The organism is Aeromonas media, from assembly GCF_000819985.1.
Taxonomy (GTDB): Bacteria; Pseudomonadota; Gammaproteobacteria; order Enterobacterales; family Aeromonadaceae; genus Aeromonas; species Aeromonas media.
The window spans coordinates 1-26,225 of record NZ_CDBZ01000051.1 but is presented as its reverse complement, the minus strand read 5'-3'; the positions used below and the strand labels follow the sequence as shown (position 1 = coordinate 26,225).

At 61.3% G+C, this 26,225-nt stretch carries 26 protein-coding genes; 3 read left to right on the top strand and 23 right to left on the bottom strand.

Annotated features, from left to right (window positions below; all coding sequences use genetic code 11):
- Positions 1-232: 232 nt before the first annotated feature.
- The 6 genes from BN1127_RS04110 to BN1127_RS04085 form a co-directional block, all read right to left on the bottom strand.
- Entirely contained in the window at positions 233-1,183 is a 951-nt protein-coding gene (locus BN1127_RS04110) for a transposase (protein WP_042648600.1), read from the bottom strand.
- 87 nt (positions 1,184-1,270) lie between these two features.
- A complete protein-coding gene (locus BN1127_RS04105) occupies positions 1,271-1,690 on the bottom strand; it encodes a YybH family protein (RefSeq protein ID WP_042648599.1) in 420 nt (139 codons plus the stop codon).
- A 140-nt stretch (positions 1,691-1,830) separates the two neighbouring features.
- Positions 1,831-3,105: a threonine synthase gene (gene thrC / locus BN1127_RS04100; RefSeq protein ID WP_042648598.1), complete on the bottom strand. Its 1,275-nt coding sequence runs from the start codon at positions 3,103-3,105 to the stop codon at positions 1,831-1,833.
- On the bottom strand, positions 3,102-4,070 hold the full coding sequence (gene thrB, locus BN1127_RS04095; RefSeq protein WP_156139747.1) for a homoserine kinase: 969 nt from the start codon (positions 4,068-4,070) through the stop codon (positions 3,102-3,104). Before thrB ends, thrC begins: the two co-directional genes overlap by 4 nt.
- A 40-nt stretch (positions 4,071-4,110) precedes the next feature.
- Positions 4,111-6,570, bottom strand: coding sequence for a bifunctional aspartate kinase/homoserine dehydrogenase I (gene thrA / locus BN1127_RS04090; protein WP_042648596.1), 2,460 nt, complete (start codon positions 6,568-6,570; stop codon positions 4,111-4,113).
- 250 nt (positions 6,571-6,820) lie between these two features.
- On the bottom strand, positions 6,821-7,513 hold the full coding sequence (locus BN1127_RS04085; protein ID WP_042648595.1) for a tRNA/rRNA methyltransferase: 693 nt from the start codon (positions 7,511-7,513) through the stop codon (positions 6,821-6,823).
- Between the two features lie 194 nt (positions 7,514-7,707).
- Here BN1127_RS04085 and aceK point away from each other — a divergent pair, with 194 nt between their 5' ends.
- Complete coding sequence (gene aceK, locus BN1127_RS04080; protein ID WP_042648594.1) at positions 7,708-9,435, top strand: bifunctional isocitrate dehydrogenase kinase/phosphatase; 1,728 nt, start codon at positions 7,708-7,710, stop codon at positions 9,433-9,435.
- A 314-nt stretch (positions 9,436-9,749) separates the two neighbouring features.
- Here aceK and BN1127_RS04075 read toward each other — a convergent pair whose 3' ends face one another.
- From BN1127_RS04075 to BN1127_RS04050, 7 genes are all read right to left on the bottom strand, one after another.
- Positions 9,750-10,430, bottom strand: coding sequence for a LysR substrate-binding domain-containing protein (locus BN1127_RS04075; protein ID WP_231557439.1), 681 nt, complete (start codon positions 10,428-10,430; stop codon positions 9,750-9,752).
- A gap of 19 nt (positions 10,431-10,449) precedes the next feature.
- Positions 10,450-10,710 carry a LysR family transcriptional regulator gene (locus tag BN1127_RS22655; RefSeq protein WP_231557438.1) on the bottom strand — a complete coding sequence of 87 codons (261 nt, stop codon included), beginning with the start codon at positions 10,708-10,710 and terminating at the stop codon, positions 10,450-10,452.
- Complete coding sequence (pdxH, locus tag BN1127_RS04070) at positions 10,710-11,348, bottom strand: pyridoxamine 5'-phosphate oxidase (protein ID WP_042648593.1); 639 nt, start codon at positions 11,346-11,348, stop codon at positions 10,710-10,712. The genes BN1127_RS22655 and pdxH overlap by 1 nt, the downstream gene beginning before the upstream one ends.
- A gap of 151 nt (positions 11,349-11,499) precedes the next feature.
- On the bottom strand, positions 11,500-11,760 hold the full coding sequence (locus tag BN1127_RS04065) for a hypothetical protein (protein ID WP_378002259.1): 261 nt from the start codon (positions 11,758-11,760) through the stop codon (positions 11,500-11,502).
- Positions 11,761-11,813: 53 nt separating this feature from the next.
- Complete coding sequence (locus BN1127_RS04060; protein WP_042648591.1) at positions 11,814-13,778, bottom strand: reprolysin-like metallopeptidase; 1,965 nt, start codon at positions 13,776-13,778, stop codon at positions 11,814-11,816.
- A 250-nt stretch (positions 13,779-14,028) separates the two neighbouring features.
- Positions 14,029-14,358, bottom strand: coding sequence for a hypothetical protein (locus BN1127_RS04055; RefSeq protein ID WP_042648590.1), 330 nt, complete (start codon positions 14,356-14,358; stop codon positions 14,029-14,031).
- The gene (locus BN1127_RS04050) at positions 14,355-16,340 is read right to left on the bottom strand and encodes a reprolysin-like metallopeptidase (RefSeq protein WP_042648589.1); all 1,986 of its coding nucleotides are present in this window, start codon (positions 16,338-16,340) and stop codon (positions 14,355-14,357) included. Before BN1127_RS04050 ends, BN1127_RS04055 begins: the two co-directional genes overlap by 4 nt.
- 210 nt (positions 16,341-16,550) lie before the next feature.
- Here BN1127_RS04050 and BN1127_RS04045 point away from each other — a divergent pair, with 210 nt between their 5' ends.
- Positions 16,551-17,762 (top strand): RsmB/NOP family class I SAM-dependent RNA methyltransferase, encoded by a 1,212-nt coding sequence (locus BN1127_RS04045; RefSeq protein ID WP_042648588.1) that lies wholly within the window; start codon positions 16,551-16,553, stop codon positions 17,760-17,762.
- Between the two features lie 65 nt (positions 17,763-17,827).
- On the opposite strand, the gene BN1127_RS04040 is transcribed toward BN1127_RS04045, so the two are convergent.
- On the bottom strand, positions 17,828-18,172 hold the full coding sequence (locus BN1127_RS04040) for a Grx4 family monothiol glutaredoxin (RefSeq protein ID WP_005331467.1): 345 nt from the start codon (positions 18,170-18,172) through the stop codon (positions 17,828-17,830).
- Positions 18,173-18,460: 288 nt separating this feature from the next.
- Here BN1127_RS04040 and sodB point away from each other — a divergent pair, with 288 nt between their 5' ends.
- On the top strand, positions 18,461-19,045 hold the full coding sequence (gene sodB, locus BN1127_RS04035; RefSeq protein WP_005331469.1) for a superoxide dismutase [Fe]: 585 nt from the start codon (positions 18,461-18,463) through the stop codon (positions 19,043-19,045).
- A 101-nt stretch (positions 19,046-19,146) separates the two neighbouring features.
- Here sodB and BN1127_RS04030 read toward each other — a convergent pair whose 3' ends face one another.
- From BN1127_RS04030 to BN1127_RS03990, 9 genes are all read right to left on the bottom strand, one after another.
- A complete protein-coding gene (locus BN1127_RS04030) occupies positions 19,147-19,956 on the bottom strand; it encodes an MlaA family lipoprotein (RefSeq protein ID WP_042648587.1) in 810 nt (269 codons plus the stop codon).
- An 88-nt stretch (positions 19,957-20,044) separates the two neighbouring features.
- Positions 20,045-21,298, bottom strand: coding sequence for a c-type cytochrome biogenesis protein CcmI (ccmI, locus tag BN1127_RS04025; RefSeq protein ID WP_042648586.1), 1,254 nt, complete (start codon positions 21,296-21,298; stop codon positions 20,045-20,047).
- Complete coding sequence (locus tag BN1127_RS04020; RefSeq protein ID WP_005333041.1) at positions 21,295-21,774, bottom strand: cytochrome c-type biogenesis protein; 480 nt, start codon at positions 21,772-21,774, stop codon at positions 21,295-21,297. Before BN1127_RS04020 ends, ccmI begins: the two co-directional genes overlap by 4 nt.
- A gap of 11 nt (positions 21,775-21,785) precedes the next feature.
- The gene (locus BN1127_RS04015; RefSeq protein ID WP_005333040.1) at positions 21,786-22,316 is read right to left on the bottom strand and encodes a DsbE family thiol:disulfide interchange protein; all 531 of its coding nucleotides are present in this window, start codon (positions 22,314-22,316) and stop codon (positions 21,786-21,788) included.
- Positions 22,313-24,268, bottom strand: a complete 1,956-nt coding sequence (locus tag BN1127_RS04010) for a heme lyase CcmF/NrfE family subunit (RefSeq protein WP_042648585.1) — start codon at positions 24,266-24,268, stop codon at positions 22,313-22,315. Before BN1127_RS04010 ends, BN1127_RS04015 begins: the two co-directional genes overlap by 4 nt.
- Positions 24,269-24,433: 165 nt before the next feature.
- Positions 24,434-24,925, bottom strand: a complete 492-nt coding sequence (gene ccmE, locus BN1127_RS04005) for a cytochrome c maturation protein CcmE (protein ID WP_005333036.1) — start codon at positions 24,923-24,925, stop codon at positions 24,434-24,436.
- Positions 24,922-25,128 carry a heme exporter protein CcmD gene (ccmD, locus tag BN1127_RS04000; RefSeq protein ID WP_025326268.1) on the bottom strand — a complete coding sequence of 69 codons (207 nt, stop codon included), beginning with the start codon at positions 25,126-25,128 and terminating at the stop codon, positions 24,922-24,924. Before ccmD ends, ccmE begins: the two co-directional genes overlap by 4 nt.
- A 2-nt stretch (positions 25,129-25,130) precedes the next feature.
- Positions 25,131-25,871 (bottom strand): heme ABC transporter permease, encoded by a 741-nt coding sequence (locus BN1127_RS03995; RefSeq protein WP_005333032.1) that lies wholly within the window; start codon positions 25,869-25,871, stop codon positions 25,131-25,133.
- A gap of 165 nt (positions 25,872-26,036) precedes the next feature.
- A partial coding sequence (locus tag BN1127_RS03990) for a heme exporter protein CcmB (protein WP_197069622.1) occupies positions 26,037-26,225 on the bottom strand: 189 nt, incomplete at its 5' end.

Genomic DNA, 26,225 nt, shown 5'->3' with positions numbered 1-26,225 from the left:
TAGGCTGATTCAAGGCATTTACGGGAGAAAAGATCGGCTCAAACTGAAAAAATGAAATGACTGAGTCAGCCGAGAAGAATTTCCCCGCTTATTCGCACCTTCCCTAGAGATCGGGCAAGCAAGCGATTTTTACTTGGCGGGCCACGTGTTCAGACGTGGTGAGCGCGTGTTCAGACGTGGTAATGCCTAACACCAAACAAATGCCAAGGGGGGTAAAACGGGATCTAACGGATTAACAAGGCGGCTGGTGACATCGTTGCTGCCCACAGTGCTGCGCAAAGCGCTGGCAATGCTCCCTGTCACCCACCACTCTGATGCCCTGGCGCCTGAACAGTGTCACTTGTTTCAACCAACGGGCACCATCAAGGCCCAATCGCGCCAGAATGGGAGCCAGGTGAGCAGGAATATAACCCCTCTTGTCAGCTCTTATCGCGCGACCTGTCCAATCCACCAGCATTAGATAATCGATAAAGGCATAAGGCAGGCCCTCCGGTTGGGCTTGGCTTGCGAATGGCAGCAACAAAGGTGGCAATGGCGCGTCTGGTTGCTCTCCCTCAAAGCGTTGCTTGATGCTGGTGTAATCGCTCTCCTCAGGTCGGTCCGCCAATGCCGCCCGTATCGGGTTGAGATCAACGTAGGCCATGCAGGCCAGCAGGGCTGATTCGGTGAGCAGAGCCTGACTCTTGAAGCGCCCTTCCCAGAAATGGCCCTTGCAGCTATCTTCCCGATTAGCCTGCCGTGCCAGGTTTTCATTGAGCAGCCGCACAAACCAGCTGATGGAATGAAGCCGCTCCCGCCACTGCCCTATCAGTTGTTGCACCACAGTCCATTCGGGCTCAATCAGGGATTCCCCCTGATACCAGCGCCGCACCAATAGCGGCCACTGGAACAGTGCCGCCCAACGTTCGGCCACCTCCCGCTCACTCCAACTTGCTGCGGTGTCGGGCTCCACTTTGAGCACCAGGTGATAGTGGTTGCTCATCACCGCATAAGCGCAAATACCGATGGCAAACAGTCGCGACAGTTGGCCCAGCTTGTCGACCACCCACTGGCGACGATACTCGTAACTCTGACCAGAATGGGCATCTTCCCCGCACAGAAAAGCTCGCCGCACGCAGCGGCTGACCACATGGTAGTAAGGCGTATCTTGCAGGCTGATTTGACGTGAACGGGCAATGGTCATGGCTCACCCCCTGGGCTGTGACCTCTCAAGCCAAGTACACGACTAAGCCGCTGTCAAAAAGGTGGGTGTCCCGATTTACTCGCCGATTTACTCCGATTTACTCTCTCCCGATTTACTCTCCAGCAGCGCAGTGCCGTAGGAGTTGTCGACGGTGCAGCGCCACTGCCCGCCGGGCTCTTTGCGAAACACATAGGTGGCGCGGCGGGTCTCGTCCACCAGGCCGCCTGGCGCGTCCGGGTAGCGCAGCCGGGTCTCCATGATCACCAGGGCGTTGTCGGCCCCCTCTATCACCTCCATGGCTCCCTGGGTCACCTCAAGCCGGCCGTCAAAGTAATCGGAGATGGCGGTGAAGGCGCGGCGGATGGCGGGAATGCCGCGCGCCACCATGCCGGGTTTGACCACCAGGGCGGCGTCCTCTGCATAGAAGGCCATCAGGGCGTCGAAGTCGCGCCGGGAGATGGCTGCGTCGCAGGTCTCGATCAATGTGCGAAGGGGATGTTGGCTCATACAGTGCTCCTTAGGATCTGCTCACGCTCTGATCGTGAAATGGTGCTTAATCCAATGCGGGTTTCCCCGCCCTATACCGGACATAAAAAATCCCCCGCTCTCGATATAAAAGCGGGGGATCTTCAGCGTCTCATGGCGGCTTAACCGAGCAGGAAGGCCTTGAGGCGGCCAAAGTCGGCGGGCAGGTTGTGTGAGAGCAGCGGCAGGGCGGCGTGCTTGGCGAGCGGGCCCGGCAGCGGCACATCCAGACCCAGGATCTCGTCCACCGACTCCTTGAACTTGGCGGGATGAGCGGTGCAGAGGAAGACCCCTACTTCGTCCTCGGCGAGCTGCTCATTCAGCAGATCCCAGGCGATGGCGCCGTGAGGCTCGCACAGGTAATCGAGCTGGTGCAGGCGTTTAAGGGCATCGCGAGTCTCGGCATCGCTGCGCATGCCAGACCCCAAGGTTTCCAGCGCCCAACCTTCGCGGCGGCACAGCTCTTCCACGCGCGGCCAGTTGTTGGGGCGGCTCACGTCCATGGCATTGGACAGCGTTGCCACCGTCTGGTGTGGCTCCCAGCTGCCGGTTTTCAAGTAGCGCGGCACTGTGTCGTTGGCATTGGTGGCGGCGATGAAGCGCTTCACCGGCAGCCCCAGCGCCTTGGCGATGAGACCCGCAGTGAGGTTGCCGAAGTTGCCGGACGGCACGCTGATGACCGCCTTGGCACGATCGCCCTTGGGCAGTTGGGCCACCGCCTCGAAGTAGTAGCAGACCTGGGCCAGCAGGCGGCTGATGTTGATGGAGTTGGCGGAGTTGAGGCCGATGGCGGTCTTGAGCCCCTCGTCGTCGAAGGCATCTTTGACCAGCGCCTGACAGGCATCGAAGTCGCCGTCGATGGCGATGGTGCGGATGTTGCCGCCGAGGGTGCAGAACAGCGCCTCCTGCAAGGGGCTGATCTTGCCCTTGGGGTAGAGGATGACCACCTCAATCCCCTCCAGCCCGTAGAAGGCGTGGGCCACGGCGGCGCCGGTGTCGCCCGAGGTGGCGGTGAGGATAGTGATCTTGTCGTTGGTGCGGAAGGTCGCGAGGCACTGGGCCATAAAGCGACCGCCGAAGTCCTTGAACGCCAGGGTCGGGCCGTGGAACAGCTCGAGGGCATAGGTGCCGTCTTTCAGCTTCACCAGCGGCGCCGGGAAGGTGAAGGCGGCATTGATCAGCTCGCTCACCTTAGGCTTGGGCACTTCGTCCCCCAGCAGGTGGCTGATGATGCGCGCGGAGCGCTCGGCCAGCGGCAAGTCCAGCAGGGCATCAACCTCGGTCAGGGGTGCGATGGTTTCGGGGAAGAAGAGCCCCTGCTCGCGACCCAGACCCTGGCGCACCGCCTGGGCAAAGCTGACCTGTTCACTCTTGTCCTTGATATTGTAAAGATTCATAGCTCGCTTCCTGTTACCCGTGCCCCTTCGATGTCTACTTTGCAGACCCGGGCAAATCCATCTTCATTGCGCACGAAGTGCGCCTCCATCCACTCTTTCATCCGTTCGGCCTGGGCCAGATCCTTCATCACCACGAACACGGTGGGACCGGAGCCCGAGATGCCGGTGGCGAGTGCCCCGTTCTGGGCGCCCTGGGCCCGCACCTCGTTGAAGCCTTCAATGAGCGCCGCACGGTAGGGCTCGGCGATCACGTCCTTCAATACGCTGGCCGCCAGCCCCTCTTGTCCTGTGTAGCTGGCGTGCACGAAGGCCGCCAGGCGGCGACCGTAGGTGAGGCAATCCTGACGGCGATACTGCGCGGGCAGGATGGCGCGGGCGGCGGCGGTGGAGACGACTGTGCCCGGGTAGCAGACCACCCAGTACCACTGCTCGAACACCGGTATGCCCTGGCTGATGACGCCGTGCTCTTCCAGCACCAGCTGCATACCGCCGAGATAACAGGGAGCCACGTTGTCGTAGTGAACGGAGCCGGAAATCTTGCCTTCCATCTCCCCCATCAGCAGCAGCATGTCGTGTTCATTGAGGGGCGCGCCGTGGAAGGCGTTGAGCCCTTCCAGCGCCGCCACCACGCTGCAGGCGCTGGAGCCCAGACCCGAGCCCACCGGCAGGTTCTTCTCCAGCACCATCTCCAGCGGCTTGAGGCCCAGGCCACGCTTCTCCAGCGCCTCGCCATAGGCGACCCAGCAGTCATAAAGGATGTTCTTCTTGGGATCATCCGGCAGCTTGTGGGCGTAGCGGCCCACGGAGGAGAGGGCGAAAGGCACCTCTGCCGATTTGACCTGGACGCGATCCCCCAGCAGGGAGCCATCCACGGGGGCGAGCGCCGCCCCCAGTACATCGAATCCCACGCTCAGGTTGGCGCTGGAGGCCGGTGCATAGGCGACCACGCTGCCGCCCTGCGCCATGGCATCTTGTTCAAAATCGGGGTTCATCGCTGAACTCATGTTACAGCTCCTGCTTCCAGTTCTGGGTGCGCAGCACGTCGGCGAAGACGCCGGCGGCGGTCACTTCGGTCCCTGCGCCATAGCCGCGCAGCACCAGCGGGATGGGCTGGTAGTAGGTGGAGAAGAAGGCGAGCGCGTTCTCCCCGTCTTTTACCTTGAACAGGGGCTCGTCGGCGCCGACCGCCTTGATGGCGACCTTGCACTTGCCCCCCTCGATGGAGCCCACATAGCGCAGCACCTTGCCTTCACGCTGGGCGGCCGCGAACTGGTCGCGGAACCAGCCGTCGGCCTCGGGCAGGCGGGCCATGAAGGCTTCCACATCGCCGCTGACGTCAAAGCCCGGCGGCAACGCCTGCTCCACTTCCACGTCGGACAGCTCCAGCGCCATGCCGGCCTCGCGGGCCAGGATCAAGAGCTTGCGGGCCACGTCCATGCCGTTGAGATCGTCGCGGGGATCCGGCTCGGTGAAGCCGTTGCTGCGGGCGATTTGGGTCGCCTCGGAGAACGCCATCCCCTCGTCCAGCTTGCCGAAGATGAAGGAGAGCGAGCCGGACAGCACGCCGTCGAAGGCGCGCAGCTTGTCACCGGCCTTGATCAGGTTCTGCAGGTTCTCGATGACCGGCAGGCCCGCGCCTACGTTGGTTTCGTATAGGAACTTGCGACGGGTCTGACGGGCGGTGCGGCGCAGCGCCTTGTAGTAATCCAGCGACCCGGTATTGGCCTTCTTGTTCGGGGTAACCACGTGGAAACCGGCGGCCAGGAAGTCCGCATACTGCACGGCAACGGCCTCGCTCGAGGTGCAATCGACGATCACCGGGTTGATGAGGTGGCTCTCTTCCACCAGCTTCTTCACCGCCTCCAGGCTGAAGCTGTCACGGGCCTCCACCAGTTGCTCACGCCAGTTGGCGAGATTCAAGCCATCCTTGTTGACCGCCATCTGGCGACTGTTGGCGATACCCACCACCCGCAGGCCGGTGCCCTGCTCGGCCAGTACCGGCTGCTGGCGGGCAATCTGATCCACCAGGGCCGCACCGACGCCACCCACACCGACCACGAAGAGATCGATGAACTGCTGGCTGCCGAAGAAGTTCTGGTGGCACGCCTTGATGGCTTCCGCCACCTTGCGATCCCGCACCACCGCCGAGATGGAGCGCTCACTCGACCCTTGCGCGATGGCGACGATGTTGATGGAGGCTTGCGCCAGGGAGGTGAAGAAGCGTGCCGCCATCCCCTTGGAAGTGCGCATGCCGTCCCCGATGAGGGAGATGATGGCCAGATCGGTCATGATCTCGAGCGGGTCCAGCAGCTGGTTCTTGAATTCCAGCTCGAACTCACGCTCCAGCACCTTGCGCGTCTTGTCGCTGTCGTAGCTGTGGATACAGAAGCTGACGCTGTACTCGGAGGATGACTGGGTGATCAGCACTATGCTGACCCCGGCGCGGGAGACGGCGGAGAAGATCCGGCCCGCCATGCCCACCATGCCCTTCATGCCGGGGCCGGAGACGTTGAACATGCACATGCCGGAGAGATCCGAGATGGCCTTCACTTTCAGGTCATCATCCCCCTGCTCGACGCCGATAAGCGTCCCCGGCCCCTGCGGGTTGAAGCTGTTCTTGATGAGGCAGGGAATGTGGAACTGGGCCACGGGGGCGATGGTTTTCGGGTGCAACACCTTGGCGCCGAAGTAGGAGAGCTCCATCGCCTCTTTATAGGAGAGGGTTTTGAGCAGGTAGGCGTCCGGCACCAGGCGCGGGTCACAGTTGTAGCAACCCTCGACGTCTGTCCAGATCTCGCAGCATTCGGCATCCACACAGGCGGCCAGCACGGCGGCGGAGTAGTCGGAGCCGTTACGGCCCAGCAGCACGGTTTCGCCCTTGTCGCTGCCACCGGTGAAGCCCGGCATCAGGTAGAGGCAATCGGAGCGCAAGCCCTTGGCGGCAAAGCGCAGGCGGGAGGCCTCGATGTCCACATGGGCTTCGAGGTAACCGCCGTCGGTCACCAGCAGCTGCTCCGGCACGATGAGATCCAGTTCGAGACCGCGCACCCGCAGCAACTCGTGCATGAAGGCGATGGAGAGGTTCTCCCCCCGGCTCAGGATGCGGGCCTGGACATTGTCCGGGCAGAGCCCCAGCAGGCGGATGCCCTGCATCAGGCGCTCTACCTGATCCAGCTCGGCGGTGAGGCGAGCCTGCAACGCCTTGTCATCCAGCGCCGGGTAGGCCGCCTTCAAACCCGCCAGCAGGCGGGAGAAGATGCCGTTGATTTCAAACAGGGTATTGCTGGCATCCATGCCACGACTGGTCTGCTCTACCAGGGCCACCAGGTGGTTGGTCACCTTGGCCGGAGCCGACAGCACTAGGGCAACCTGGGATTGGCCGTGGGTGTTCACCGCGATATCGGCGACCCGTAAGAAACGCTCTGCGTCGGCCAGTGACGACCCGCCAAATTTCAATACTCTCATCGCTTTCTCTCCCTGTAAATCTATGAAATGCAATCTAAAAACCAATCCAACAAAAAGGCCCGTACTGGGTGGGTACGGGCCTTTTAAGATTTCTGTGCTTGTTCGTCAGCGCATCAACCGGCCCCAGTGCCACCTGTGGTGGTACCGGTAATAATGGTGGTGGTGATGATGTTGGTGAATAGCTGCATGACGAACACTCTTGAACGAAACTGGTTGTTAGCAATACCTTGCCGGACCTTGGGCTGTCAACCTAAACCTCTTTGCCAAACTTGCGGGCGAGGTCTTTGCAGAGCAGATGCAGCATATTCAGATCCCGCTGCGGCAGCATGGGTACTCGGTCCATCACCCATTGATGCAGCTTTTCATCCTGATAAACTCCGAGTTCACCAAGCAATTCTGCTGTTTTTGATTTGAGTACGCGAACCTGCCCGGTACCATCAAAATTTTCTGCTACGGCCTCGGGCTCGTCCAGCAGGGGACTCATCTCGTAGGCATACAGCATGATCGCCTGCCCCAGGTTCAAAGAGGGATAACTCACCTTGAGGGGCAGATAGCTGATGAGGTCCACCTGGGCAAGCTGCTCGTTGGAGAGGCCGGACTCCTCGCAGCCAAACACGATGGCCACCTTTTCGAGGGAAGGCTTGGCGCGGATCTGATCGCGGATCTCGGCCGGGGTGAGGTAGTGCTGATAACGGCCACGCTGGCGGGCCGTGGTGGCGACCACCAGATCCATGTCGGCAAGGGCCTCCTCCAGGGTGTCGAAGGCGCGTGCCTCGGTCAGGATCTCCTGGGCGCCATGGGCGACCCAGCTCGCCTCCTCCTCTTCGTGTACCCGGCTCCCTACCAGTCGCATGGCATCGAAGCCCATGGTTTTCATGGCGCGAGCGGCCGCACCCACATTGGCCGCGCGAGCGGGGGCTACCAGTACAAAATAGAGTTTCATCGGGTTTCTCCTGAACAGGGCCGACGCCGCGAACTGCAGCAAACCGCCGGTAAAACAGGGGCGCAATCTACCGTTTATCCCCGAACATTGCCACTTGAACAGATGTTTGGATGTTGCCATAGTGGCCGGACGAGTGAGCCCGTTGCCTACCGGCACAGACGCCATCGGCCCGATACATCACAAGGAAGAGAGAGATGCAGCAGCCATTGGAACAGGCGGTCGCCGAGACGATCTTGCAGCGTTTCGAGTCGTTTTACAGCCGCTTTCTCGAGATAACCCAGGGCAGCAAGAGCCGCTTCGAGAACAGCGACTGGTTGGGGGTGCAGCTCGCCGGGCGCGAGCGCATTCGCCTCTATGATCATCACGTCGGTGCCACCACCGCCCTCATCAAGCAGATGATGGGGGAGCAGTTGCCGACCCAGGCCCTGCTCAAGCAGGTGAAGGGGGCCTTCAGCGATCTGCTGCCCCGCTGCGAGAACTTCGAGGTGGCGGAGTCCTTCTTCAACTCCGTCTATCGCCGGATCTTCCGCCATCGCAACATCCGCGACGAGAATCTCTACATCCACCCCTTTCGCAGTCGGGGTGAGCACCCGGATCTGAGCGCCTTGCTGCGAGTCTATCGCACCGACCTTGCCCACCTGCCGCAGACCCTGAGCCAGCTGCTCGGGGATTACAGCTTCACCCTGCCCTTTGAGGACAAGCAGCGGGACATCATCGACATTCACCGCCATCTGGCGGAGAGCGGCCCGGCCATACTGCACGAGGAGCCATTCGCCATCGAGCTCTTGAAGGAGGTGTTTTACCGCAACAAGGGGGCCTATCTGGTGGGCCTCATTCGGGTGAAAGGCGAGGTGCATCCCTTCATCCTGCCGCTGCTCAGCACCGGCCAGAGCATCTATGTGGACACCGTCATCTTCGAGCCTGAGCTGGCCTCCATCGTATTCGGCTTCGCCCGCGCCTACTTCATGGTCTATGCCCCGGTGCCGGCCCTGTTCGTGCTGTTCCTGCGCCAGATCATGCCCCGCAAGCCGGACTACGAGATCTACAACGCCATCGGCTGCCAGAAGCACGGCAAGACCGAGCTCTATCGCCACTACCAGCAACACCTGGCCCAGAGCCGGGAGCAGTTCGTCATCGCACCCGGCATCAAGGGGATGGTGATGAGCGTGTTCACCCTCCCCTCCTACGATGTGGTGTTCAAGGTGATAAAAGACGAGTTCACGCCGCCCAAGGACGTGAGCCACGAGCAGGTGAAGGCGAAATACCGGCTGGTGAAACAGCACGACAGGGTGGGCCGGATGGCCGACACCCAGGAATTCACCAACTTCGAGTTTCCCCTCGATCGCATCTCCCCCGAACTGCTGGCCGAGCTCAAGTCGGTGGCCCCCTCGGCGCTCACCATTACGGCCGACAAGCTGGTTATCAAGCACCTCTACACCGAGCGCAAGATGATCCCGCTCAACCTCTATCTGGATCAGGCGGACGAGCAGCAGACCCGGCTCGCGCTGGAGGAGTACGGCAACGCCATCAAGCAGCTGGCGGCGGCCAACATCTTCCCCGGCGACATGCTGTTCAAGAACTTCGGCGTGACCCGCCACGGCCGGGTGGTGTTCTATGACTACGACGAGATCTGCTACATGACGGAGTGCAACTTCCGCCAGATCCCGCCGCCACGCTACCCGGAGGACGAGTGGAGCGCCGAGCCCTGGTACTCGGTGGCCCCCAATGACATCTTCCCCGAGGAGTTCGCCACCTTCCTGCTGCAAAAGCCCCAGGTGCGGGAGATCATGATGCAGGTGCACAAGGAGCTGTTTGATGCCAACTACTGGAAGATGCTGCAGGGCAACATCAAGGAGGGGGTGTTCGAGGATGTCTATCCCTACCGGCGCAAGAAGCGCTTCCGCTTTCAGCGGGGGGGATGATCCCGGCAGAAACAGCAAGAAGGGACGCTGCGGCGTTAATGTCGGGCAATCCAGGGGCCATTGACCGACCCTCTGCGGTGTAAAAATCCGAAACCAGTTGATTTGGTTTCGGATTTTTTATGCGTATCGAACAGGACCATGACCGCCTTCACGCCAGCGATGTCGCCCAGCTGGAATCGCTCTCTGACCTCATTCCCGCAGCCCCTCACCTCACTGCTCGGGGAAGAGGGCCTCGTCACCCTGCACCCTCGACGCCTGTCCATTACGCCTCTCTTTCTATCCCTGCCATGTCGCGCCGCGGCATAGATCCGGCGCTACAACCAGGGCAGGGTCGCCGCACTGGTGGGGAGCGACTGGTTCAGCAGCGCCAGCTGCACCGTCTCCCGGCTCACATGGGGAGCATAGAGGTGGATGAAGTCGTACATGTAGTCCCGCAGATGGGCGTGCCTGCGCAGGCAGACATGGGCTGTGCTCGAGGCGATCAGATGATCGATGTTGAGACAGACCAGGCTCTCCCTGTCCGCCTCGTCGAACGCCGAGGTGGCGATCACTCCCACCCCCATGCCGAGGCGCACATAGTGCTTGATGATGTCGCTGTCGGTGGCGGTCAGCACGATGCGGGGACTGAGGCCATGACGGCCGAACGCCTTGTCCATCTTGGAGCTGCCGGTGAAGCCGAACACATAAGTGATGAGGGGATATCGGGCCAGATCCGCCATGGCCAGCGGCTGGCAGTCGAGCAGCGGATGACCGTGGGGCACCACCACGCCGCGCCCCCAGCGGTAACAGGGAACGGTCGCCAGCTCCTCGAACAGGTGCATGGACTCGGTGGCGATGGCCATCTCCACGTCCCCGTTTTCTACCATCTGTGCCAGCTGGGCCGGCGCCCCCTGATGCAGCTGGATGCTCACCGCTGGGTAGCGGCGGGAGAAAGCGGTGATCACCGCGGGCAGCTTGTAGCGGGCCATGGTGTGGGTGGTGGCGATGCGCAGCACCCCGCTGGTGGCCAGCTGGTCACCGAGGGAGAGCTGGCCAATCTGTTCGACCTAGGCCACCACCCCCTTGGCCAGCTCCATCACCTGCTCCCCCCATGGGGGTCAGGCCCGCCAGGTTCTTGCCCTTGCGGGTGAACAGCGCCAGCCCCAGCTCCTCCTCCAGCATCTTCATCTGCTTGCTGAGGGTCGGCTGGGAGGTGTAGAGCTTCTCCGCCGTCGCCGAGATGTTGAAGTTGTTCTTCACTATCTCGGTGAAGTTCTTGAGCCGGGCTATGTTCATCAGGGGGCCAGGCGCTCGATGTGCCAGCCATCCCCCTCGCGGCTGTAATAGAAGCGATCGTGCAGGCGATGCTCACCCCCCTGCCAGAACTCCACCGTCTCGATCCGCACCCGGAAACCACCCCAGAAGCTCGGCAGCGGCACCTCGCCATTGGCAAACTTCTGCTTGAGCTCGAGGAACTTGGCCTCCAGCACGCCACGGGCCGAGATGCGGGTCGACTGTTTGGAAACCCAGGCGGCTATCTGACTGTCCTTGGGGCGGCTGTGGAAGTACTTCATCACCTCGAAGGTGCTCATCTTCTCCACCCGACCGGTCACGTGCACCTGACGGTCCAGGGTGTGCCAGGGGAAGAGCAGACTGATACGCGGGTTGCCTTCCAGCTGGTGTGCCTTGCGGCTGCCCATGTTGGTGTAAAAGACCATCCCCTCGGCATCGTAATGCTTGAGCAGCACGGTACGCTGCCAGGGTTGCCCCTCGGCATCCACGGTCGCCACCACCATGGCGGTGGGATCGGTCAGCCTGGCCTCGCACGCCTGGGCCAGCCACTTCTCGAACAGGGCGAGGGGCTCGGCCGGCAGATCGACCCGGTGCAGTCCGCCCCTGGTGTATTCGCGACGCAGATCAGCAACATCCATCATCTTGATTTTCCTTCAAATAAATAATGGTTCCACGACCATCAAGAGAGTGACGCAGGCATTGTGCTCCGCCCGTCTGCCAGTGACAAGCCATAACGCAGCGGGGAGGCAACTGCCTCCCCGCTGTGCTTACCTGCACACTATTACCTCTCAATTACCTCTCAATCGCCTCTGGCATGCACTTTTCCAGCATCCGTCGGTTATATCGGGTGGCATAGTCAATCCGCTGCTTGAACTCCGCCTCCTTGCCTATCTCAATCACATCGCCGAATCCTTCCAGATAACGCACCCCGCACCGGGTTCTCGCTTCTGCTTGCAGTGACTCCACAACTCCTGGGGCCATGCCGCCACGCCCGCCGCGTACGATGAGCCGATAATCCTGAGCGGCAAGACTCTCCTCTATTGTCTCGGTCATAGAGGCGGCCACAACCTGTTCTGCGCATATATGCAGAAGCAGCAAACTGGCGACTAGCCGTAATATCTGCGCCATCCGGCTGCCCCTCCCATCAGGAAGATCACGATAAGACTTACTGCGCCGCCACCACCGCCGCCACCCGCACTGTTATTGTTAATCACGCTTGCACTCTCCGTCGTAGCCGACGCATTACCTTTTATTCCATTGATAGAGAAAAAAATATTATTGCTGCATGCCAGCTTCAGCCTGGCCGTGCTGGTCAACGATGCAGGCAACACCACACTGGTCGAGCCGTTATTGGCCAGACCGCTTGCCAGCGTAGTCCAGCTAGAGCCGCCATTCTGTGTCAGTGCCAAATCCACGCGAGAGCAGTTAATGGGAGGCTGATCGGTCCCTGCAACATCCCATGTCACCATCTGGGTACTACCCGCAACCATGGTGCCGACCTGTGGGGCAGTGATAGCAAATGCCGCGCCGGTATTGATCACCTGTACCACCATTTCATCACTGCTCACCGCCCCCTGCCCATCGCGCACAGTAAGGTGGAACTGAAGGTTACGATTGGTCGCAGGCCACGCCTCTCCTTTGGCCAATACACCCGAGATCAGCGAGCTCATGGCGGGCAAAGTTCTGTGGGGTTCCGATGTCGGAGAGACAAAACGAAACAGCGGGCGGGTTCCATCATCCACCATGGTCGCCACACTGTAGGATGCATTGCCAAGATCAACCTGCTCCCAGGTGTAACTCAGGGGATTACCGTCCAGATCCAGCGCGCTGCCGACCAGTGTGAAAGGAGTATTGGCGGGGATCACCCGATCGCCCCCCGCATCCACGACCGGCGCATTATTGGCAAGAGCCAGATCTGTGCCGCAGGAGGGCAAAGAGGCCATCAGGGTGCGCATCTGCTCGATCGACTTGCTGTGAAAGAAGGGGCTGCTGTTGATCTGCAGATTCTCTTCACCACAGATCCCGGCATAGGCCATGATGGTCGAGCCACTGCCCGGCTCCCAGGCTGAGTGAGCCTTGCGACCCGTTGCACAACTGTCGGCCGTGCCGTTGAAAGAGTGTTCGGCCCCCAACTGATGCCCCAGCTCATGCGCCACATAATCAATAAAGAAGGCATCGCCGACAGGCGGTGAGCCCCCCGTCATGCCCCGTGAACGGCTGAAGGGGTTACACAGGGATCTCTGGGTCGCCACGCCGCCACCGGATGTCGCCAGCAGATGGCCCAAATCAAAGGTTGGATTTAACAGTAGCCCCTGTTGGGTCTGGTTGATGGCGATATCCTGGGTCGAGTTGGTGAAGGGATCCGTTGCAGGATCGGTGAAAATCACCTTGTCCGTATCGGCTGCAAGCTGAAACTCGGCACCCACTTCACGGCGATAGACTTCGTTGACCCGATTAAGCAGTGTTGCAATGGCCGAGAGTGCAGCGACCTTGGTGCCACCGTGATACTGGGTATATTCACCGGTTGCCGAGATAGCGATGGTGTAGCGCTTGCGCAAATTGCCATCGACCAGCACGGCCCGCTCGCGATCGACTCCCAGAGAATCCAGCACCTGATCCACATCCTGTCGCCGCCAGGCATCCTGCTGCTCATAAACGGCATAGGAGAAACCGTCCTGAAGCGGATCGATGTAAAAGGTACGCCCCCGGTGAGTAAACAAACCGTGAAAACCATGCATGGTGACATCGAATCGACCGGTATCCGTGGCCTGATCGATGGCCTTGCCATTGTAGGTATTGATAGAAGGGTAACGCTGGGCCAACGAGTCAGGAAGCAGGGTATTGGGATGAACATCAAACTGCACCGTAGTGCCATCTGGGAGTGGCAAGGTCAACACACTGGCAAGATGCCCGGGTTCAAAAGGCTTGTCCGGAACGACCACTCTGACCTTGTCAGCTCGCACATCATAGGCGCCCCCCCTTGCCGCGCTCTCATCCATGAAGGTCCACTGGGGTTCTGCCGCAACCTGAACAGACAAACTGGTGATAATCACCACAATGCCATGCTTCATAGAGCCTCCTTGCCCTACCTTGGTGATCCCAAGTATGGTGCAGCGTAAATGGCCGATCTGCGTCACAGACAGAAAAGAAAATCCGCACAAAACCGCTATCACGCTTAAAAAACCTGCTACTACCGATCTCCACACCTCCGGTGAAACAAGCGGACTCCGTTCAAAAGCGGAAAAATGAAGGCGCCATTGGCGCCTCCACGGATAACCTGGGGGCAGAAGTGCCCCTCATCTGGATGGGTATATTGGTGTATTACTGCTTGTCAGCACCCGATGCTGCCGGGCAATGCGTCACCATGAGCTGGTTATACTCACTGGCATAAGTGCTCAGCCTGGCATGTGCCTCTTTCTGATCCGGCTTGATGACATCGCCGAACCCGTCCAGATAGCGCACGCCACAACGGGCCTTGGCTGCAGCCTGTTCACCCACCGCAATGCCGGGTGCCACCTCGCCACGCCCGGCCCGCACGATCAGCCGGTAATCCTGCTTGGCCAGGCTGGCACTGATCGCCTGATCCAGGGCGTCGGCATCGGCCTGGCAGCCGCCTATCAGGGTGAGCAGCAGCACACCGGCCAGTCTCATGCCCGCCTCCGTTGCCAGCCCAGCAACGCCAGGGCCAGGGTCCAGAAGCCGAGGGCACCGCCACCACCGCCACCCCCTTCCACGCGCTGGGTCACCGACAGCTTGAGCGGACTGATGGCAAAGAAGAGGTTGTCACTGCAGGCCACTTTCAGCCTGGCGGTGCCGTCACTGCCCGCCGGAATGGCGACACTCGCCGACCCCGAGTTCGGCTGGCCGCCGGCGAGCAGGGTCCAGTTCACCCCCTCGTCCCGGGTCATGTAGAGATCCACCTTGCTGCAGTTGATGGGGGCCGCGTTGGTACCGGCGACGTCCCAGTCGATGGTCTGCGTCTGGCCGGCTGCCAGCGGCGTCACCAGGGGACTGGTCAGGGCAAAGGCCTTGCCGGTGTTGACCACCTGGATCTTCATGTCGTCGCTGCTGACACCCCCCTTGCCGTCCCGAGCCGTGAGGCGGAAGTTGAGCTCACGGTTGGTGGCAGGCCAAGCCTCCCCCTTCGCCAGGGTGTTGGTGAGCAACGAGGGAAGGCTTGGCAGAGTGCGTTCCGGCACGCTGGTCGGCGCCACGAAACGGAACAGCGGACGACTGCCGTCGTCCACCATGCTGGCGACGCTGAAGGACTCGGTGCCGAGATCGATCTGCTCCCAGGTGTAACTCAAGGCGTCGTTATCCAGATCGGTGCCGGCCCCCTTGAGCACGAAGGGGGTGTTGGCCGGGATCACATGGTCGTTGCCTGCGGCCACCTGAGGCGCATTGTTGGTGAGGCTCTGGGTGGTGCCGCAGCTCGACACCGTGGCCATGTGCGCCCGCATCTGCTCGATGGACTTGCTGTGGAAGTAGGGCAGGCTGTTGGCCTGCAGGTCCTCTTCCCCGCAGATCCCGGCATAGGCCATGATGGAACTGCCGCTGCCGGGCTCCCAGGCCTGGCTGGCCTCCCGGTTGCCGCCACCGCAACTGCCGGTGGTGCCGTTGAAGGTATGGTCGGCCCCGAACTGGTGGCCAATCTCGTGGGCCACGTAGTCGATGAAGAAGGCATCTCCCACCGGGTTCGAGGAACCGGTCATGCCTGCCGATTTATCCGCGGTGCAGAGCACTCCCAGCCCCGCCAGCCCACCGCCCCCGGTGTTCACCACGTGACCGATGTCGAAGGCACCGAGCCCCTGGGTCTGCGCCACGGCCTGCACCTGCATGTTGACGTCGACGTCGCTCAGGCCAGAGCCGGACGGGTCATCCCCGTTGAAGAAGGGATCCGTGGCCGCGTCGGTGAAGATGATGGTGTCGTTGCCGCTGGCCAGCTGGAACTCGGCTGCCACGTCACGCTGGTACACCTCGTTGACCCGGTTGAGCAGGGTGGTAATGGCACCGAGACCGGCCTCCACAGTCCCGCCGTGATACTGGGTGTACTCCCCCGCCGCCGAGATGGCGATGACGTAGCGCTTGCGCTCGTTGCCATCCACCAGCACCTGGCGGGCCAACGTGCCGGCCTTGCTGCCGATGACGCGATCGGCCTCCTCTTCCAGCCGGCTGTGGGCATCCTGCTGGTAATAGACCGCATAACCCTCGCCGTTGCGCAGGGGATCGACAAACACCATCCGGCCCTGGTGGCTGAACATGGCGTGGAAACCCTGGGGGCCGAGATCGACACGCCCGGTTTCGACCGGGTTTGCTTCGTCGTGTCCCTTGAAGGTCCGGATCCCGGGGTACTTGGCGGCGAGGTCCGCCGGCAGCAGATCATAGGGCTGCAGGCTGAAGGTCACCTCCTTGCCATCCGGCAGCGGCAGGGCCAGTCGATGCTCCCCTCCCAGCAAACCGGCGAAGTAATCGGCCGGTACGGTGGCGATGCGATATTGGCTGGCTCGCACCTCATAGCCATCGGCAGCGGTGGCCTTTGCCGCCACCGTATTCCACTCACTGGCGGCCAGGCCGGTGGTGCTCATCAGACCGGCCACCAGCAGCGCCAGCGGAGAGTATTTCATCAACTGCATCTTTTTATTCCTTTTTCAATGCGTTCGCCTGAACTGCCTCAGCATCATTTTCCTGCCACAGTGAGAAGTCCAGCACCATCCGCTGTACATTCCCCGAATGGGGACGGTTGCACCAATGCAGTCTAGCCCCTATCATGGCGCGGATTTGTCCGTTTCAGAACCCTCCTGTGTCACGGGCCGGTTCATCCTTTTTTGGCCAAGGTTAATCTCATGCTCAAATCCCCACTGTTGCCCCGTTTCGGGGATCTGGTCGTTGCCATCGTTGACGATGTGCTGGGTCAGGGTCTTACCCTCGACCGCGCCTATGCCCGTCACTTCTCCGGCATCGAACTCAAACCGCAAGAACAGGCAAGGATTGCCCTGGTCACCGGCGACCTGCTGCGTCGTCTCAGTCTCTATTGCTTCCTCACCGGCATCCAGGTGCGTCAGGCCGAAAAAAATGTCTGGCCGCTGCTGCACAGCTGGCACGCCTTCCACAAGATTGCCCAGCCCAACAACCCGACCCTGGATCGCTTCAACGAAGAGGCGTTCCGTCGCCGTCTGACCGAGGCCAAAAAGAACCCGGTGCTGATGGATGGTTGCCCTTCCTGGCTGGAAAAACTCGGCAGCGAGCAGCTGGGTGACGCCTGGCCCGCCGAGCGTGCTGCCTTGGCCTGGATGCCCAAGCGCTACCTGCGGGTCAACACCCTCAAGTGCAGCCGGGAAGAGCTGCAGGCCATTCTGGCCAAAGAGCACGTCACCACCATCCCCGTCGACGGGGTGGATGCTGCCCTGCAGGTCACCTCTGACGCCGCCCTGTTCCGCACCAAGGCCTTCGCCGATGGCTGCTTCGAGCAGCAGGATGCCGGCTCCCAGCTGGTCGCGGCCGCGCTGGAAGTGACCCCGGGCATGCGCGTCATCGACGCCTGTGCCGGTGCCGGTGGCAAGACGCTGCATATCGCCGCCATGATGGAGGGCAAAGGCCGCCTGCTGGCGATGGACGTGGAAGAGTGGAAGCTGGAGAACCTCAAGCAACGCGCTCGCCGCGCCGGTGCCCACAACGTGGAGACCCGGGTCATCACCAGCAGCAAGACCGTCAAGCGCCTCAAAGAGAGTGCCGACCGCGTGCTGTTGGACGTGCCCTGCTCCGGTCTTGGCGTACTCAAGCGCAATCCGGATGCCAAGTGGCGTGATACCGCCGAGCGATTGCCGGTGCTGGTTGCCCTGCAAGAAGAGATCCTGCAGCGTTACAGCCAGATGGTGAAGGTGGGTGGTCTGCTGGTCTATGCAACCTGCTCCATCCTGCCCCAGGAGAACCGTCAACAGGTGGACAAATTCCTCGCGGCCAACGAAAACTACCGCCTGCGGGATGACCACACCGTCAGCCCCTCCGAGACCGGCTTCGACGGTTTCTATATGGCACGGATCGAGCGCATCGGCTGAGGCCCTGCGTACCCATAGAAAAGGGGAGCCAATGGCTCCCCTTTTTGCATGATGCGGATGCGACCTTATTCGGCGGCGGCATCATCCTGCTTGTGCTTGGCGGCCACTTCCTTGATCAGGGTCTGCAGCTCGCCAGCCTGGAACATCTCGATCATGATGTCGCAACCACCGACCAGCTCACCCTCGACCCACAGTTGCGGGAAGGTCGGCCAGTTGGCAAATTTCGGCAGCTCGGCACGGATGTCCGGGTTTTGCAGGATGTCGACGTAAGCAAAGGGCTCGCCACAGGACATCAGGGCCTGGGAGGCCTGGGCAGAGAAACCGCAGCTGGGTAGCTTGGGGGATCCCTTCATGTACAGGATGACGGGATTCTCAGCCAGCTGCTGTTTGATCTTTTCAATAGTTTCCATAAATGCCTCACTAGAGCGATTTCGGCGGCCATTCTACTGCAAACCGGGCAGACCACAAACTGGCAAACGGTCCCGAATGCAAGAAGTGATGAATCAATACGTCGCAGCTTGATCCGGATCATGGCGAGAATCAAGAGTTGTTCGCTCATCTTTGATGCTGCTACAATCGACGGGCTTTGGGCCATTCAGGCCCCATCATTTCAAGAACAATTCTTTTCAACATAGAAAAGAGTATGCAATGTCTTGCAACCGTCGCCTTCGCACGGACCAGCCAATGGAGAGTAGAAAATGGCATTCGAACTTCCCGCTCTGCCCTATGCAATCAATGCTCTGGAACCGCACATCTCCCAGGAAACCCTGGAATACCACCACGGCAAGCACCACAACACCTACGTGGTCAACCTGAACAACCTGGTGCCGGGTACCGAGTTTGAAGGCAAGTCTCTGGAAGAGATCATCAAGACCTCCACCGGCGGTGTCTTCAACAACGCCGCCCAGATCTGGAACCACACCTTCTACTGGCACTGCCTCTCCCCGAACGGCGGTGGCGAGCCTACCGGCGCCCTGGCCGATGCCATCAACAAGGCATTCGGCTCTTTCGCCGAGTTCAAGGATGCGTTCACCAAGTCTGCCATCGGTAACTTCGGTTCCAGCTGGACCTGGCTGGTAAAGAAAGCCGACGGCTCCCTGGCCATCGTCAACACCTCCAACGCCGGCTGCCCGCTGACCGAAGCCGGGACCACCCCGCTGCTGACCGTCGACCTGTGGGAGCACGCCTACTACATCGATTTCCGCAACCTGCGTCCGAAGTACATGGAAACCTTCTGGGCCCTGGTCAACTGGGAATTCGTGGCCAAGAACCTGGCTGCCTGATAGCCGCTTCATGCCAAAACGCCCCGCACTGCGGGGCGTTTTTTTATGGCAGGAAAGCAACGAAAAAGGCGCCATGGGCGCCTTTCTGATAACCATTGACCTTACTGGTCTATCTCGTCCAGATACTCGTCCAGGTTGCTGTCATCCTCCTGCTGGCCCTGCTGCTTGAGCTCAGGCTGGCGACCCGTCACCTTGCCGTCGTTGTACTGCAGGTAGAAGTCCTTGGTGAGGGCATAAGGATCGAGCGCATTGTCGATGATCCGCTCCTGATCGATGAGCTTGGCGCGGGTACCCAGGCCATCCAGCGCCCAGTGAATGAATTTCATGGGGAAAGTCAGCAGCGCGTAGGGGAAGTACACAGTATCGATGGTATCCCCCACCAGCTCGCGGGTGGTGGTCGGGCCGTAGACGGGCACCATGATGTAGGCACCATCCCCGATGTCCGCCTTGCCGAGTACGGTGTCCATTTCCAGCATGTTGCGCTCGAGGCCGGCATGTCTGGCCACGTCGAAGATGCCCAGCAGACCCACTGTGGTGTTGAGGGTGAAGCGGCCCAGGTTGGTCCCCGCCCCCTTCAGGTCACCGACCAGCAGGTGGTTGACCATGCTGCTCGGCTCGTCGAAGTTATCCACGAAATTCGCGATACCGTCCTGCACCCCCTGCGGCACATAACGAGCATAGCCATGGACCACGGGGCGGGCCACATAGGGCTCCAGCACGTCATAGTTGACGGCCCACATGGCGCGGTTGGCGCCCTGGAAGGGGTCACGGGGATCGCTGGCCGTGCTGGTCGCTTCGGGACGGCTGGGGGTTTCCTTGAGATCCAGGCTCTCTGGACCCGGCTTGGGAGGGCCACCCGCACAGCCCCCCAACAGCAGTGCCACTGCCAATGCTCCTGAACGCAGATACATATGAAAGTCCTAAGCTTTTTATTGGGAATTGCCATGAATTATAGGTAGCTCGCCCCTCCAGGGGCGGGCTACCTATGTAAAAGAGGTATTAGAGTGCGTGATCGATGCGGATGTCAATCGGCGCTGTGGGGATAGCATTCGTCGATACCGTGACCGAGACCCCCTCGAAGGCGCCCTCCTTGTTCATCACGTTGCCGCCCCGGGAGAGGCGCGCCTTGAACTGCAGCTCGGGATGAGCCGCCAGCTTGCTGCCCTGCATCATGGCATCCCCATCCCCCAGTGACAGGGTGAGGGGCAACTGCGGGCCCGGGATGCGCTTGACCGCGATGGGCATGGGTGGGCCGTTGGGGATCACCGCAAACACAAACAGGTGAGCGTCCTCAGGCAACTGGATGCCTGGCGCCAGAGTGATGTGCAACGGGAACTCCCCTTCCTTCACCGCCAGTACCTGGGTTTGTGCCTGTTTGCTTTGGGTTGCCGCCATGCCACGCTGCTTGAGCTGCTGCTCGGCATACTCGATGGAGCGCTCCACCATGGCGTGGCGGGTCGAGCCCTGCTCCAGCAGCGGCAACATGGCTCGCCAGCGAACCAGCGCGGTCTGGAAGTCCTCTTTCTGCAGCGCCATGAAGGCATGAACCGAGCGCGCCTCTATGTTGGCCGGATCCTGGGCAATAGCCGCCTGCAGCAGCTGATCCGCTCTGGCCTCCTCCCCCGTCATCATCAGGGCCTGGGCATAGGGCACCGCCACCATGGCCTTCTGCGGGGCCAGGGAGTAGGCCCGCTCCAGCGCCTCGCGGGCCATCTCGGGGTCATTGCCATCCAGGGTCAGACGCCCCAGCAGCAGCCAGCCACGATAGTCGCTCGGTTCTTCTTTCAGCCGGGTGCGCAGCCCCAGGGTGAAGTCCAGCAGATCCTGCTCAGTGACATTGCTATCCCGCTCCACCAGGATACGGTTGCTCAGCTCCCCGAGCCGGCTGCTGGCATCCTGCCAGCGGCTCACCTCCTGCCAGGCCCCCAGCTTGTAATAAAGCCCCAGACTCACCACCACCAGCACCAGCACACCCGGAATCCAAGTCAGGCTCTTGCCGCCACGGGCGCTCTGCTCCACGTCGGGGATGTCGTCCAGCAGGCTGCGTTGCAGCTCCACCAAGGACTCGGACTCCTCGGCCAGTATCCCCTGCTCACGCTCCTCGCCTATCTCCAGCAGACGCTGACGGTAGAGCTGCTTGTTGAGCGCCGAGCGGCTGATGCTCTGCCTGCCCTCGCCGCGCCACAGCGGCAGGATCAGCGCCAGGCTCGCCAGCACCAGCAGGGCCGCGATCACTATCCAAAATGCGGTCATTGTTTCTCTTCCTCTTTGAGCAACTCGGCCAGACGGCGCCGCTCTTCTTCGCTCAGGGCGTTATCCATTCGTTTTGTCGCCGCCGGGGCACGGCGGCTGCGCACCACGACCGTGGTGGCGCCGATGACGATGACCAGCAGGGGGCCAAGCCAGAGGATCAGGGTGGAGGCCATCAGGGGCGGATCATACAGGATGAAGTTGCCGTAACGGGCCACCATGTAATCCACCACCTCTTGCTTCTCCTTGCCCTCGCGTACCATCTGGTAGGTCTTGTCCCGCAAATCCTTGGCGAGCCCGGCATTGGAATCGGCGATGTCCTGGTTCTGGCACTTGGGACAGCGCAGCTCCTTGGTCAACTCGCGGAAGGTCTGCTCCTGGGCATCGCTGTCGAAGGTGTAGACGTCGATGGCGGCGCTGGCCTGACCGGCGCCGAACAAGCCCGCCAGCAGCAACAGGGAGGCAATAAGGGTTTTCATCAGAGTTGCCCTCACTTCATGGCATCGAAGATGGGTTTGAGGGTCGAGGCCCAGATCTCGGGATTGACGTCCCCCACGTGGCGATAGCGGATGATGCCCTGGCTGTCGATGAAGAAGGTCTCGGGCGCGCCGTAAACCCCGAGATCCAGCCCCAACATGCCGTCCGGATCGTAGAGATTGACCTCATAGGGATTGCCGAGCTCCGCCAGCCATTTGATGGCCTTGTCCCGCTCATCCTTGTAGTTCATGCCGACGATGGGAATGCCCTGCCCCGCCAGCTGCTTGAGGTAGGTGTGCTCCCCATAGCAGGTCGGACACCAGGTGGCCCAGACGTTGAGCAGCATGGGACGCCCCTTGAAGATGCTCCTGTCATGCTGCTTGTCGAGGTCATAGATGTCCTGCAGGGTGAACACGGGCACCTCCTTGTCCACCATCACGGATTCCAGCTTGGTGGGGTCGGAGTAGAGCCCCTTGAACAGGAACACGGCACCCATCAGGAAGATGATGAAGGGCAGCAGAAATAACCAGGTCTTCTTGCTCATGCCTTGGCCTCCTCGTCACGACGGCCGAACCGGTAGCGCTTGTCCAGCATGGCCAGCACGCCGCCGATGGCCATGAAGACGCCGCCGAACCAGATCCAGCGCACGAAGGGCTTGTAGTAGATCCGCACCGCCCAGGCGCCGTTGTCGAGCTGCTCGCCAAGCGCTGCATAGAGATCCCGGGTGAAGCCGGCGTCGATGGCGGCTTCCGTCATCGGCATGCGACTCACCTTGTACATCCGCTTCTCGGGCTTGAGCAGGGCTACCTGCTTGCCGTTCTTGTGCACCTCCAGCACCCCCTTGAAGCCGTCGTAGTTGGGGCCGTTCTTTTCGGCTGTCCCGGCAAACACGAATTCGTAATCGGCGAAGTGCACCCGATCACCGGCCTGCATCCGCAAGTCCTTCTCGATGCTGTAGTTCTGGGTGCAGGCGATGCCGATGATGCTGACCGCGAGCCCCACATGGCCCAGGATCATGGCCCAATGGCTGTTGCCGAGCTTGCGCACCCCGGTGGCAAAGCTGTGTTTGTGGGTGGCTCGCACCCAGGTCTCCTGGATGCTGGTGATGATGATCCAGCTACCCAGACCGATGCCGAGCGCGGCCCAGGGCTTGAACTCCCCGGCAAAGAGCTGCGGCAACCCGAAGGCGGCGACCAGGCTCAGCCCCAGGGCCAGCACCACCTTGCCCTTGAGCTCGCCGAGCTCCTGACGGCGCCAGCGGAACAGCGGACCCACCCCCAGCAGCAGGGCGAACGGGATGATGAGCCAGCTGTAGATGTGGTTGAAGAAGGGGGTACCGATGGAGATGCTGCCGAGCCCCAGCTCCTTGTGCACCAGCGGCAACAAGGTGCCGAGCAGCACGGTGAGCAGGCCCGCCACCAGCAGGATGTTGTTACCGAGCAGCAGGGTCTCGCGACTCCACAGCTCGTGCTTGCCGTGGCTCTTCACCTGGGAGCCCTTGAAGGCGAACAGCAGCAAGGAGCTGCCTATCACCGCCAGCAGGAAGCCCAGGATGAAAAGGCCGCGGGTCGGGTCGGAGGCAAACGCGTGGACCGACACCAGCACGCCGGAGCGCACCAGGAAGGTGCCGAGCAGGCTCAGAGAGAAGGCCGAGAGCGCCAGCAGCACTGTCCAGGCCTTGAAAGTGGCGCGTTTCTCGCTCACCGCCAGGGAATGCAGCAGAGCCGTGCCCGCCAGCCAGGGCATGAAGGAGGCGTTTTCCACCGGATCCCAGAACCACCAGCCGCCCCAGCCAAGCTCGTAATAGGCCCACCAGGAGCCGAGCACGATTCCCAGGGTCAGGAAGACCCAGGCCGCCATGGTCCAGGGACGGGACCAGCGCGCCCAGGTGGCATCGAGCCTGCCCGTCATCAGGGAGGCGATAGCGAAGGCGAAGGCCACCGAGAAGCCCACGTAACCCATGTAGAGCATAGGGGGGTGGAAGATGAGGCCGGGATCCTGCAACAGGGGGTTGAGGTCGCGCCCATCCACCGGGAAGTACGGCAGGGTGCGGGTGAAGGGGTCAGAAGTGAACAGCACGAAGGCGGTAAAGCCCACCGAGATGAGACCGAGCACCCCCAGCACCCGCGCCACCGCATCGAGCGGCAGGCGACGGCTGAACAGGGCCACGGCCGCGGTCCAGCCCCCCAGGGTCAGCACCCAGAGCAGCAGGGAACCCTCGTGGGCCCCCCACACCGCCGAGATGCGGTACTGCAGCGGCAGCAGGCTGTTGGAGTTGGTGGCCACGTACTGCACGGTGAAGTCGTTGTCGACGAAGGCCCAGGTGAGGCAGAGGAAGGAGAGCAACAGCAGCAGGAACTGGCTGTAGGCGAGCGGACGGGCCGCCGACATCATGCCGAGGCGCCCCCACTTGGCCCCGAGCAGCGGGTAGCTGCCCAGCAGCAGAGCGGTGGCAAAGGCCAGGATCAGTGCGAATTGCCCCAGTTCAGGGATCATGGCTGACTTCCTTTCAATTGCGCCGCGACCAGAACCGGTGCACAGGCATAAGACGGTGAGAACTGCCCTACTTCGGGGATCATTGACTATTTCCTTTCGATTGCACGATGAGACATACCGATTCGGCGGCGACACGAGGTGAACACAGGGTCAAGGCTGCCGGGATCATTGCTTGGCCCCTTGCAACTGTGCCTCGGTATATTCGGGCTTGAAGTGCATACCATTGGTGGCGTCGGCCACTTCCGGCGGCATGTAGTTCTCGTCGTGCTTGGCCAGCACCTCGAAAGCGGCCACCGTGGTCGCATCCTTGAGGGTGCCCTGGGCGACGATGCCCTGCCCCTCGCGGAACAGGTCCGGCAGGATGCCATCGAACTCCACCGTCACCAGATGGCCACCGTTGTCCACCAGCTTGAAGGACACCTTGAGGCTCTGGGGATCGCGCTGTACCGAGCCCGGAACCACCAGGCCGCCGATGCGCAGGCGCTGCCCCTCTTCCGGCTTGATCTTGTCCGGTCCCTTGCCTTCCACCAGCTCGCTCGGGGTATAGAAGAGATCGATGTTCTGGCTGAGGGCATAGAGCACCAGGCCGATCACGCTGGCGAGGCCCAGGCTGATGGCCAGAATGATGGTGAGGCGTTTCTTGCGTCTCGGGTTCATAGGGTGTTCTCCATCTGCTGGGCCGCCTTGCGACGGGCCTCGCGGGCCTGCTTGTTGCGCAATTCACCGAGCAGGTTGCGGGTTTTCAACCGGGTGGAAATGACGATGCCGACCAGGCAGAGCGCGGTCAGACCGAAAGAGAGCCATACGTAGAAGGCGTAACCGCCCATGGCCATGAAGTCGCTGAATGAGGCAAAGTGCATGCTTACTTCTCCTGGCTGGCGATGTCGGCGACCCAGGGACGATGCCACTCCCGCATCAGGAGTTCATTCCTGAAACGCATCAGGGTCAGGGCCCCGAGGAAGGCCGCAAACGCCAATATCATGATGAGCAAGGGCCACAGCATCTCGGGGGAGATGGAGGGCTTGTCAAACTTGGTGATGGAGGCGCCCTGATGCAGGGTGTTCCACCACTCCACCGAGTAGTGAATGATGGGCAGGTTGATCACCCCCACCAGCGCCAGGATGCCGGCGGCGCGACCCGCCACCACCTTGTCGCTGAAGGCGTTGTAGAGGGCGATAACGCCAAGATAGAGAAACAGCAGGATGAGCTCGGAGGTGAGGCGCGCATCCCACACCCACCAGGTGCCCCACATGGGCTTGCCCCAAGCGGCGCCGGTGAAGAGGGCGATGAAGGTGAACACGGCGCCCACCGGGGCGATGGCCGCCACCGTCATGTCCGCCATGCGCAGTTGCCACACCAGCCCGATGAAGGCCGCCACCGCCATGGTTGAGTAGGCCCCCATGGAGAGGATGGCGGCAGGCACGTGGATGTAGATGATCCTGAAAGAGTCTCCCTGCTGATAATCGGCGGGGGCAAAGGCCAGCCCCCAGACCGTGCCTATGATGAAGGCAAGCAGGCTTGTCACGACAAACCAGGGCAGCAGGGTGCCGGCCAGCCCATAGGCGCGCTCGGGTTTGGCATAAGGGTGCAACCATTTCCACATAGCTCACGGAACCTTTCAGTTATTAATTTTTAAGTGGCGAGGGCTACCATACCCACCGGCGGGAAACATCATATCCCCCCAAAGCAATAAGCAGCCATCCCCTTGATCTATCTCAATTATATTCTTCACAAAACAGCCTCAAAAGAAGCTTTTTTTGATAATCAATCAATTGACGCTGACCCGCAGTGCCGCCGAGATGGCCAGGGGCGTCAGGGTCAGGGCCCCCGCCAGCATGGCCCCCAGGATCGCGAGCTGGCCCCCGTAGGGCAACCCCATGCTCGCCGCATCGATGGCGGAGGTGGCGAAGATCAGCACCGGGATATAGAGCGGCAGCAGCAGCAGGCTGAGCAGCAC

What these genes read in the sequence shown, in the direction of transcription:
- BN1127_RS04110 (WP_042648600.1), bottom strand. Translation starts at nt 1,183, where the DNA reads ATGACCATTGCCCGTTCACGTCAAATCAGCCTGCAAGATACGCCTTAC.
- aceK (WP_042648594.1), top strand. Translation starts at nt 7,708, where the DNA reads ATGCAGCAGCCATTGGAACAGGCGGTCGCCGAGACGATCTTGCAGCGT.
- BN1127_RS04060 (WP_042648591.1), bottom strand. Translation starts at nt 13,778, where the DNA reads ATGAAGCATGGCATTGTGGTGATTATCACCAGTTTGTCTGTTCAGGTT.
- BN1127_RS04010 (WP_042648585.1), bottom strand. Translation starts at nt 24,268, where the DNA reads ATGATCCCTGAACTGGGGCAATTCGCACTGATCCTGGCCTTTGCCACC.
- BN1127_RS04015 (WP_005333040.1), bottom strand. Translation starts at nt 22,316, where the DNA reads ATGAGCAAGAAGACCTGGTTATTTCTGCTGCCCTTCATCATCTTCCTG.
- ccmD (WP_025326268.1), bottom strand. Translation starts at nt 25,128, where the DNA reads ATGCACTTTGCCTCATTCAGCGACTTCATGGCCATGGGCGGTTACGCC.
- BN1127_RS04045 (WP_042648588.1), top strand. Translation starts at nt 16,551, where the DNA reads ATGCTCAAATCCCCACTGTTGCCCCGTTTCGGGGATCTGGTCGTTGCC.
- thrC (WP_042648598.1), bottom strand. Translation starts at nt 3,105, where the DNA reads ATGAATCTTTACAATATCAAGGACAAGAGTGAACAGGTCAGCTTTGCC.
- thrA (WP_042648596.1), bottom strand. Translation starts at nt 6,570, where the DNA reads ATGAGAGTATTGAAATTTGGCGGGTCGTCACTGGCCGACGCAGAGCGT.
- BN1127_RS04055 (WP_042648590.1), bottom strand. Translation starts at nt 14,358, where the DNA reads ATGAGACTGGCCGGTGTGCTGCTGCTCACCCTGATAGGCGGCTGCCAG.
- sodB (WP_005331469.1), top strand. Translation starts at nt 18,461, where the DNA reads ATGGCATTCGAACTTCCCGCTCTGCCCTATGCAATCAATGCTCTGGAA.
- BN1127_RS04050 (WP_042648589.1), bottom strand. Translation starts at nt 16,340, where the DNA reads ATGCAGTTGATGAAATACTCTCCGCTGGCGCTGCTGGTGGCCGGTCTG.
- BN1127_RS04105 (WP_042648599.1), bottom strand. Translation starts at nt 1,690, where the DNA reads ATGAGCCAACATCCCCTTCGCACATTGATCGAGACCTGCGACGCAGCC.
- pdxH (WP_042648593.1), bottom strand. Translation starts at nt 11,348, where the DNA reads ATGATGGATGTTGCTGATCTGCGTCGCGAATACACCAGGGGCGGACTG.
- thrB (WP_156139747.1), bottom strand. Translation starts at nt 4,070, where the DNA reads ATGGCGCAGGGCGGCAGCGTGGTCGCCTATGCACCGGCCTCCAGCGCC.
- BN1127_RS04040 (WP_005331467.1), bottom strand. Translation starts at nt 18,172, where the DNA reads ATGGAAACTATTGAAAAGATCAAACAGCAGCTGGCTGAGAATCCCGTC.
- BN1127_RS03995 (WP_005333032.1), bottom strand. Translation starts at nt 25,871, where the DNA reads ATGTGGAAATGGTTGCACCCTTATGCCAAACCCGAGCGCGCCTATGGG.
- ccmE (WP_005333036.1), bottom strand. Translation starts at nt 24,925, where the DNA reads ATGAACCCGAGACGCAAGAAACGCCTCACCATCATTCTGGCCATCAGC.
- BN1127_RS04065 (WP_378002259.1), bottom strand. Translation starts at nt 11,760, where the DNA reads ATGACCGAGACAATAGAGGAGAGTCTTGCCGCTCAGGATTATCGGCTC.
- BN1127_RS04030 (WP_042648587.1), bottom strand. Translation starts at nt 19,956, where the DNA reads ATGTATCTGCGTTCAGGAGCATTGGCAGTGGCACTGCTGTTGGGGGGC.
- BN1127_RS04085 (WP_042648595.1), bottom strand. Translation starts at nt 7,513, where the DNA reads ATGAAACTCTATTTTGTACTGGTAGCCCCCGCTCGCGCGGCCAATGTG.
- BN1127_RS04020 (WP_005333041.1), bottom strand. Translation starts at nt 21,774, where the DNA reads ATGAAAACCCTTATTGCCTCCCTGTTGCTGCTGGCGGGCTTGTTCGGC.
- ccmI (WP_042648586.1), bottom strand. Translation starts at nt 21,298, where the DNA reads ATGACCGCATTTTGGATAGTGATCGCGGCCCTGCTGGTGCTGGCGAGC.
- BN1127_RS22655 (WP_231557438.1), bottom strand. Translation starts at nt 10,710, where the DNA reads ATGAACATAGCCCGGCTCAAGAACTTCACCGAGATAGTGAAGAACAAC.